The sequence below is a fragment of the Gilliamella sp. B3783 genome, assembly GCF_026536125.1.
Lineage (GTDB): Bacteria > Pseudomonadota > Gammaproteobacteria > Enterobacterales > Orbaceae > Gilliamella.
Genome location: NZ_JAFNOU010000004.1, coordinates 249,758 through 258,504 on the forward strand (window position 1 = coordinate 249,758; position 8,747 = coordinate 258,504).

The following is an 8,747-nucleotide window of genomic DNA, read 5'->3' on the forward strand; positions in this document are numbered from 1 at the left end:
AACAGCTCAATGGGTTGTTAGCATTTATTCTGCTTAAATTGAAAACCTCGCTAATTAGCGAGGTTTTTTCTTGCCTTAACTCTGGCTATTGCATCAGCAATGGATTGTTTTCGATCTTTTTGACTCGTATCACTTGTGTTTTTAACTTCCATTGTGCGCGGAAATAAGATCGTTGGTGGTACCAGTTGATTGTGATTTAACCGTTGTTGTTTTTTTTGTGTTAATTGTAACTCTTCACTTTCGGTTAATGCCTCACCTAAAGTACTTAGGGTAATACAGTCGGTAGGGCAGGTATTGATGCAATTACTGCATGATGTACATAACTTCGGCAAAATGGTATGTAATACTTGCTTGCTGCCAACAATTGCATCTGTCGGACAGACGCGGATGCATTTGCCACAACCTATACAGTTTTGTTCATCAATAAACGCTTTATATTGTTGTTTGGTTTGCATAATCACTTCTTGCATTAACTTAAACCTACAATATTACCATCTTTGTCAATATCGATTTGTCGATAAGCCGGATTAGTCCCAAGCCCTGGCATAGTCATCACATTGCCTGCGTAAACACGAATAAATCCCGCCCCTGCTGAAATTGCTAAATGGCTAATGTCAACGTCAAAGTTGGTTGGCACATTTTTTAAGTTGGCATCAGCACTAATTGACATTGGTGTTTTAGCAATACATAGCGGTAGATGATCGAGCTTTAATGCCTCAATTTCTTTGATATTTTCGATTGCTTTAGCTGATAGGTTAGCTTTGTTAGCACCGTATTTTTTCACCATAGTTTGGATTTTATCAATTAGTGGCATTGTGTTAGGGTAAGGTAATTTAATTTCACTTGGCATCTCACACGCTTTAATTACATGGTTAGCTAATTTTTCAGCACCCTTGCCACCTTTAGTAAACACTTCGCTAACCTCACAAGCAAATGCGCCATGTTCAACGGCATATTTTTGTAAGAATGCGAGTTCTTCTTCGCTATCATGTGGGAAACGGTTAATCGCAACTATGACTTGTAGCCCATAACTTTTGGCATTTTTGATATGCCATGCTAAGTTAGCGGCGCCAATTTCAAGTAATTCAACATTAGATTCAGAGATTTCTTTTGGAATTGCTTGACCCGGTTTAATATTATATTTACCGCTGTTAGATTTTAAACTTCGAACAGTTGCCACCAATACCACGCAATCGGCTTTGATACCTGCTTGACGATATTTGATATTAAAAAATTTTTCCATTCCCATGTCAGAACCAAATCCAGCTTCAGTAATCACATAGTCGGCAAGTTTTAATGCAATGCGGTCAGCAATCACCGAGGAGTTTCCATGTGCAATGTTAGCAAAAGGACCTGCATGAATTAACACCGGCGTATTCTCAACTGTTTGCATTAAATTTGGATTAATGGCATTTTTTAGTAATACAGTCATTGCGCCAGCTACTTCAAGCTGTTCGGCAGTTATTGGTTGGCCTTGCGTATTATAAGCTAATATAATGCGACCAATACGAGCACGCATATCATGTAAATCTGAGGCTAACGCTAAAATTGCCATTAATTCTGATGCAGCTGTTATTTCAAAACCATCACGCCTTTCAACGCCATTTAAGCCTCCACCAACTCCAACAGTAATATTGCGTAAAGCACGATCGTTGTGATCGATAACACGTTTCCAAACGATACGATTGACATCAATATTTAATCGAGCTAACCCTGTTTGTGCGGTAAATTCATCACCTAAACGATCTTCATGATATAAACGAGAGTCCAATGCAGCAGAAGCTAAATCGTGAGCCGCAGTAATTGCATGAATGTCACCTGTTAAATGTAGATTTAAGGTTTCCATGGGTAATACTTCGGCTTGCCCACCACCGGCGGCCCCACCTTTAACGCCAAAAACGGGACCAAGACTTGGTTGACGAATACAAGCAATTGCTTTTTTCCCAATATAGTTTAGACCTTCACTTAGTCCAATAGTATTGACGGTTTTCCCTTCACCTAAAGGCGTTGGCGTAATGGCTGTTACAAGGACTAATTTACCATTTTCTCTATTTTGGTTGGCGTTTATAAGTGATAAGTCAATTTTTGCGACATATTTGCCGTAAGGTAGTACAAACTCCTCAGGAATATTAGCTTGCTTGGCGATTTCGGTAATTGGACGTAAAGACATTTTAATTCTCATATAACAGTAAATTAGGCTATCAGTATAAATAATTTGATTTGCCGAATAAAGCAACAATTTTATCTTTGTTAATTTTCGGCACATTCCTTTATTATATTGTTATAATAATTGTAACATTCACTCTAAGGATAATTGTTAAATGAATTTTTTTTCACAATATGCACTTTTTTTAGCTGAGACCGTGACAGTGGTAGTCGCTATTTTAGCGGTACTGATTTTTATTATCAGTCAACGTCGAAAATCGGTAACGGCAGCAGGACGCCTATCTGTTAAAGATATCAGTGAAGAATACGAACAAGTTAAAGATGATATGTTAATCTCTAGCATGGATGAAGTTGAGGCTAAAGAGTTTAATAAAGATCTAAAAAAACAGAAAAAAAATGAGAAAAAACAAGCAAAATTAGCGATAAAACAAAAGAAACAACAAACAAAAAGCAGTGAACAAACGGTAGATACCACGGCTGTAGATAGCTCAGCTATTGAAGCCTCAAGCGAACCACCGCAAAAGTCCAAACCAAAACTATTTGTGTTATCGTTTAATGGCAGTATGGATGCACATGAAGTTGAAGAATTACGCCAAGAAATTACTGCGGTTTTAGCCATTATTAAACCCGAAGATGAAGTTGTCGTTAAGCTTGAAAGCCCAGGCGGGGTCGTTCATGGTTATGGTTTAGCGGCTTCGCAACTATTACGTTTTAGAACACGTAATATTCCTTTCACCGCCGTTGTCGATAAAGTCGCAGCAAGTGGTGGATATATGATGGCATGTACCGCCAATAAAATAGTCGCGGCACCTTTTGCAATCGTTGGTTCAATTGGTGTGGTTGCGCAAATTCCAAACTTCAACCGTTTACTTAAAAAGCATGATGTCGATATTGAATTACAGACAGCAGGTGAATACAAACGTACATTAACGATGTTTGGTGAAAATACGGATGAAGGTCGTCAAAAATTTAAGCAAGAGCTGGAAGAAACGCATCTATTATTTAAGGATTTTGTGAAAGAATATCGGCCTAATATCAATATAGATGAAGTTGCTACCGGCGAACATTGGTTTGCTACTCAAGCTAAAGATAAAGGTTTAGTTGACGAAATTAGTACCAGTGATGACTTTATCTTATCGCATTTAGATACCCATAAAATTATCTCGGTCAGTTATCAACGTAAGCAAAAACTCTCTGAAAAATTGTCAAAAAACGTGGTAAAAAGTATGGAAAGACTATTTTTTAGACAAGGAAATGGGCTGTAAAGCCCTTTTTATTTTCTACAATTTTTATTATTCAACAAAAATATATCGCATAGTAAAAAACTACATACGAGTTAGCCTTATATGTAAGGGAAACTTCAAAAGTAAGATATTTATATTTAACTTATTTGTTCAAATAATATTTTTTGAAAATAGTTTTTCGGATAAAACATTTTTGGAAATAAACAATTATGATTATGTTAATTGTTTATACTGACTGAGTGAAAACTTTTCCCATTCTCTTTTTTATGTAAAGTATCAAAGAAAATATTTCTATTCGTTGTATTTATAGGGTTATAGTTGCCTAACGATTAACGACGGGCAAACAAGCAAAAGTGTAGATCTTATAAATATCGTAGTGTTATAAAAAAATAAGACATTGCATTGTTATTTTTTTATAAATAATATCAATTATAAAAATTAACTTTCTATTCTTGCAATAGCAGTTTAATATATAAACGTATTCATAAAATTGAATGAATATTCTTTAAGTCCCTTTTTATTTCTTTTCTTACATTCTTAATTCATCTTTTTAGCACTTGAGGACAATTATTATGTTTCAATGGCTTTCACACTGGATTTTAAATGGGATTCAACACTCACCCGAAATTCTTTTATTTCTTTCTTTGAGTTTAGGATATTTAATTGGTGCTATTCGGATTGGTAAATTCCAACTGGGTGGTGTTGCAGGTTCGTTACTGGTTGCCGTTGCATTGAGTGTTTTTGGCGTGACAGTTGATGCTGGCGTTAAGGCGGTTCTTTTCGCGCTCTTTATTTATGCGGTTGGTTTTGAAAGCGGACCACAGTTTTTTCGTTCGCTTGGTGTCAAAACTTTGCGTGAAATCTTTTTAGCGCTATTTATAGCAGTTGCAGGTTTAGCGACAGTTGTTGTGTTAGCTAAAGTGTTTAATTTAGATAAAGGTCTAGCTGCGGGGCTTGCTGCTGGTGGCCTTACTCAATCTGCCATTATGGGCACCGCATCTGATGCATTAAGTCAATTAGGGTTAAGTGTTGAAGAACTTCATAAAATGCAAGCTAATGTCACTATTGGTTATGCAGTAACCTATATCTTTGGTTCTTTAGGCGCCATTATTATTTGTGTCAATATTTTGCCAAAAATCATGGGAAAAGATATTGCTGATGACGCTATAAAAGCACAAGCAGAACAATTGCATGGTTCTTTATTGTTAGGTTCTAATCAAAATTTAGCACTATCAGATATTACCGGTCGTTTATATCGCGTGACGAATAAAATTGATCAGAATGTTAGCGAAATTGAGAAAACAGTTAATGGTATAAGTATTGAAAAAATAAAGCGTGGCAATAAAATTATTGAAGCCACACCAGACACAGTTATTGAAGTTAGGGATATTATTTTAGTTGTTGGCCACCGTGATGCAATGATTCAAGCAAGTGATCTTCTTGGCACTGAAATTAATTCAGTATCGGGTATGGATGTTGTGATGAATACTCAAGACGTTGAGATGCGTAATTCACGTTATGTTGGCGAAAATTTAACACAAGTCCTATCATCGGAAGAGGTTATTCAATTAAAGCATGGTATCTATCTAATTGCTATTCATCGAGATGGCGAGTCATTGCCACTAAATAATGATATTTATTTAAAATTAGGTGATGTGATAACCATTTATGGCTCTGATGGCGATCTTAAACGTGTTGTTGATAAAATTGGTGCACCGATTACCCGTAGTGAAAAAACTGACTGGATTTTCCATGGTTTAGGTTTGGTAGTTGGTCTTATTATCGGTTTAATTGTTATCCGTGTGAGCGATATCCCAATTACATTAGGCGCTGGTGGTGGGGCTTTGTTGTCAGGTTTGTTATTTGGTTGGTACCGTTCAATTCATCAAACTGTTGGTAACATTCCAAGTGGTGCTATTCAATTATTGAAAGATTTTGGCTTAGCTGGTTTTGTTGCTGTAGTCGGTTTAAGTTCTGGTTTACAGGCAATTAATACCATTGAAGAACAAGGGTTATCGCTATTTTTAATTGGAGTGGTTGTTACTGTCTTGCCTATGTTATTAGCTATTTACTTTGGTAAATATGTCCTTGGCTATAAAAATGTAGCGGTATTTGCTGGTGCATTGGCGGGAGCTCGTAGTGCTAATCCAGCTTTCGGTGAAGTGCTAAATAAGGCAGGAAATTCTACACCAACCAATTCTTTTGCTATTACTTATGCTTTAGCTAATGTTTTCCTAACTTTGTTAGGTCCATTAGTTGTGGCTTTTGTTTAATTGGAATATAAAAGTAAAGGTACAGATCATGAAAAACACAACAGACTTTTCAAAGTATGCCAATTTGAGTCCTTTTGAGTTAAAAGATAATTTAATTAAACTTGCACAAAGTCGTGCAGATCGCGTTATGTTAAATGCCGGCCGTGGTAATCCTAATTTTCTTGCTACTTTTCCTCGTCAGGCGTTTTTTCAATTAGGCGTGTTTGCTATTCAAGAATCAGAAATGTCTTATTCTTACTTGAATGAAGGGGTAGGTGGCTTTCCCATTAAAGCCGGTCTAACTGGGCGTTTTGAGCATTTTATTCGACAAAATTACCAAACGCCTGGTGTTGCTTTTTTAGGTAAAGCGTTTTCTTATATTCGTGATCAGTTAGGTCTTGATGAGAATAAGTTTTTGCAAGAAATGGTTGAAGGCATCTTAGGATGTAATTATCCCGTTCCCGATCGAATGTTAACCTTAAGTGAGGAAGTGGTAAAATCTTATGTGCTTGAGCAAATGGGTGCGCAGTATTTACATCGTGATGAATTAGACCTTTTTGCAGTTGAAGGTGGCACAGCTGCTATGGCCTATATATTTAATTCAATGAAAGAGAATGGATTAATTGAAAAAGGGGACAAAATAGCTATCGGCGCGCCTATTTTTACCCCATATCTTGAAATACCGAGTTTAAATGATTATCAACTCGTTGAGGTACTAATCAATTCAGATCCAAATCTAAATTGGCAATACCCTGAATCTGAATTACGTAAATTAGAAGATCCATCCATTAAAGCTTTTTTCCTTGTTAATCCGTCTAACCCACCTTCAGTTAAAATCGATAATAAAAGCTTAAAAATTATTGCTGATATTGTGAAAAAACGCCCTGATTTGATCATTTTAACTGATGATGTTTATGGGACTTTTGCTGATAACTTTCAATCTTTATTTGCTATTTGCCCTAAAAATACCATTTTAGTTTATTCATTTTCTAAATATTTTGGCGCGACAGGTTGGCGTTTAGGAGTAATTGCGCTTAGCCATGATAATGTTATCGACAAAACTATTAGAGCATTACCAAGTAAGACAAGAAAGATTCTTGATAAACGTTACAGCTCAATTGTTACCGATCCTGAAAATCTCAAATTTATTGATCGCTTAGTAGCAGATAGCCGAGCGGTTGCCTTAAATCATACTGCCGGTTTGTCAACGCCACAGCAAGTACAAATGGTTCTTTTTGCGTTATGTGAAATGATGGATGCCGATCAAAGTTATAAGGCGACGTTAAAGACGATTATTCGTCGCCGTGCGGCTTCACTTTATCAGCATTTAGGTTTGAAACACAAAACAGATGAAAACAATGTCGATTACTATACGCTAATTGATTTAGAACATATTTGTCGAGAACTTTATGATGATAAGTTTGCTAAATGGATCTTAAAAAATAAAAATCCTTCTGAAATGCTATTTAGAATTGCCGATGAAGCAGGAGTGGTATTGCTTCCAGGTAAAGGATTTGCGGTGCAGCATCCGTCTGCGCGTGCTTCCTTGGCCAATTTAAATGAGTATCAATATGCCGCAATCGGTTTATCAATGCGTAAACTGGCTCAGGAATATTATGATGAGTATAAAACAAAAAGTAAGTAACTGATAACATCAATTTAATCTTAACAACTTAACAGTGTTAGGCCCTGACTTGATAGTTAGGGCTTTTTTATTGTCTGTATTCAGTTATATTTTTTATTTCATTTAAAATTATATTATAGATTTTTTTAAAATCTTAAAAAATTACTCTGAATCGATATTAGTATCAAACGTCAATTTGTATGTCCGTCTTCGACAATAACTATAAATTTATAGAGTGTTTAAAACTGCGTTAAATGTGATGATAAACATATCTGTATCAGAAAATTCAAATCTATTGCGTTGTCATTAGGCGATGTTTTTTGATACTTCGTTATCATTGTGTACTAAGTTTGGATAATATCTAGGTCTTATCTATTCTTAAAACAAGATTAAATCAATTTCAGGGCGTTTTATTGAAAGCAATTGATTTATCTAAAATTGAAAAATATTTATTACTTATTCAATTATGCTTTACTTTTTTAGCTTACCAATTATGTTATGACTTTTTTGTTATTGCGATAAGCAACATCCATAAAAAACACAAGCATACTTAACCGTTTATAGTGGACAAACTATGACAAGCTTCTTTTGTGACTATTTGGATCAAACATTTAGTTATACGTTAGCGTAACGTTATGGTTATTTTTTAGTTTTGCTATTCTTTATAATTATTATTTTTAAGTACTTTTATGGTAAAAGATCAAAAAATTATTTTAGAACATAATGTAAAGATTGAATGTATTATTTTAATAGATTAATTTGATAATTCATCTATTGAATAAATGCCATTATTTTTCACAATTTTAATGTTTTTTATTTATATAAATAATGAGGTAGTTAATCTTTAAAATCATTGCGATGTTTGATTTCAAATTCATTTTTACAATTCTGGTTGCAATATGCTAATCCATCAGGAGTTGGATTGTTGCAATTACGGCAGTATTTGTTAATTTTTTGAGCAAATACATTAGAATCATTTAAGATTGATTCTATATCCTTTTCAGGACTGTTTTTTATTACCATACAAATTATCCTCAATAATGAAATAAGATTTTCAAATTCAACGATGATTTAATAACTTTATTTTGTTATTCAGTATCTCGCTCAGATTAACTGTTTGATAAAAGACTGGTATTTTTGCTAATAAGGAAAATTGTAAATTAATGTAATCTGTATTGTATATCTGTTTTAATATCAACCTATTCTTTTATATCTGTCTCTGTTTTTTAGCATGAATACTGAGTTGTTTATCATCTAATTTATTTTCTGTTAATTTAATTAAGCTACATTAATAAGCATTTTTATTTAATAACATTAGTGAATGTTGTTTAAATTCAAACTGTGCTTGAGAATAACAAATATCAATAATAAATTGGTGATATATCTTTGCATCAACACTATGGTTGTCTAATTTTAATTTAAGTAATGCCAATATTTGCCAATCATTTTCATTACTAAAAT

The 8,747-nt window shown here is 34.3% G+C and carries 6 protein-coding genes; 3 read left to right on the forward strand and 3 right to left on the reverse strand.

The window, feature by feature from the left end; all coding sequences use genetic code 11:
• Positions 1–50 precede the first annotated feature (50 nt).
• Together J3U59_RS05880 and J3U59_RS05885 are read right to left on the reverse strand one after the other, a co-directional pair.
• The gene (locus J3U59_RS05880) at positions 51–470 is read right to left on the reverse strand and encodes an RnfABCDGE type electron transport complex subunit B (RefSeq protein ID WP_065634698.1); all 420 of its coding nucleotides are present in this window, start codon (positions 468–470) and stop codon (positions 51–53) included.
• Positions 470–2,182, reverse strand: a complete 1,713-nt coding sequence (locus J3U59_RS05885) for a formate--tetrahydrofolate ligase (protein WP_416379579.1) — start codon at positions 2,180–2,182, stop codon at positions 470–472. Before J3U59_RS05885 ends, J3U59_RS05880 begins: the two co-directional genes overlap by 1 nt.
• A gap of 139 nt (positions 2,183–2,321) precedes the next feature.
• Between J3U59_RS05885 and sohB the strand changes: the two genes are divergently transcribed.
• The 3 genes from sohB to J3U59_RS05900 all read left to right on the forward strand — a co-directional run bounded on the left by sohB (position 2,322) and on the right by J3U59_RS05900 (position 7,307).
• Positions 2,322–3,431: a protease SohB gene (gene sohB, locus J3U59_RS05890; protein WP_267333468.1), complete on the forward strand. Its 1,110-nt coding sequence runs from the start codon at positions 2,322–2,324 to the stop codon at positions 3,429–3,431.
• 551 nt (positions 3,432–3,982) lie between these two features.
• A complete protein-coding gene (gene aspT / locus J3U59_RS05895; protein WP_267333467.1) occupies positions 3,983–5,683 on the forward strand; it encodes an aspartate-alanine antiporter in 1,701 nt (566 codons plus the stop codon).
• 28 nt (positions 5,684–5,711) lie between these two features.
• On the forward strand, positions 5,712–7,307 hold the full coding sequence (locus J3U59_RS05900; protein WP_267333466.1) for a bifunctional aspartate transaminase/aspartate 4-decarboxylase: 1,596 nt from the start codon (positions 5,712–5,714) through the stop codon (positions 7,305–7,307).
• An 816-nt stretch (positions 7,308–8,123) separates the two neighbouring features.
• Here the strand turns inward: J3U59_RS05900 and J3U59_RS05905 are convergent.
• A complete protein-coding gene (locus J3U59_RS05905; RefSeq protein ID WP_065798700.1) occupies positions 8,124–8,309 on the reverse strand; it encodes a hypothetical protein in 186 nt (61 codons plus the stop codon).
• Positions 8,310–8,747: the final 438 nt, after the last annotated feature.

Coding starts and splice junctions, on each gene's coding strand:
- J3U59_RS05880 (WP_065634698.1), bottom strand. CDS start 470: ATGCAAGAAGTGATTATGCAAACCAAACAACAATATAAAGCGTTTATT.
- J3U59_RS05885 (WP_416379579.1), bottom strand. CDS start 2,182: ATGAGAATTAAAATGTCTTTACGTCCAATTACCGAAATCGCCAAGCAA.
- sohB (WP_267333468.1), top strand. CDS start 2,322: ATGAATTTTTTTTCACAATATGCACTTTTTTTAGCTGAGACCGTGACA.
- aspT (WP_267333467.1), top strand. CDS start 3,983: ATGTTTCAATGGCTTTCACACTGGATTTTAAATGGGATTCAACACTCA.
- J3U59_RS05900 (WP_267333466.1), top strand. CDS start 5,712: ATGAAAAACACAACAGACTTTTCAAAGTATGCCAATTTGAGTCCTTTT.
- J3U59_RS05905 (WP_065798700.1), bottom strand. CDS start 8,309: ATGGTAATAAAAAACAGTCCTGAAAAGGATATAGAATCAATCTTAAAT.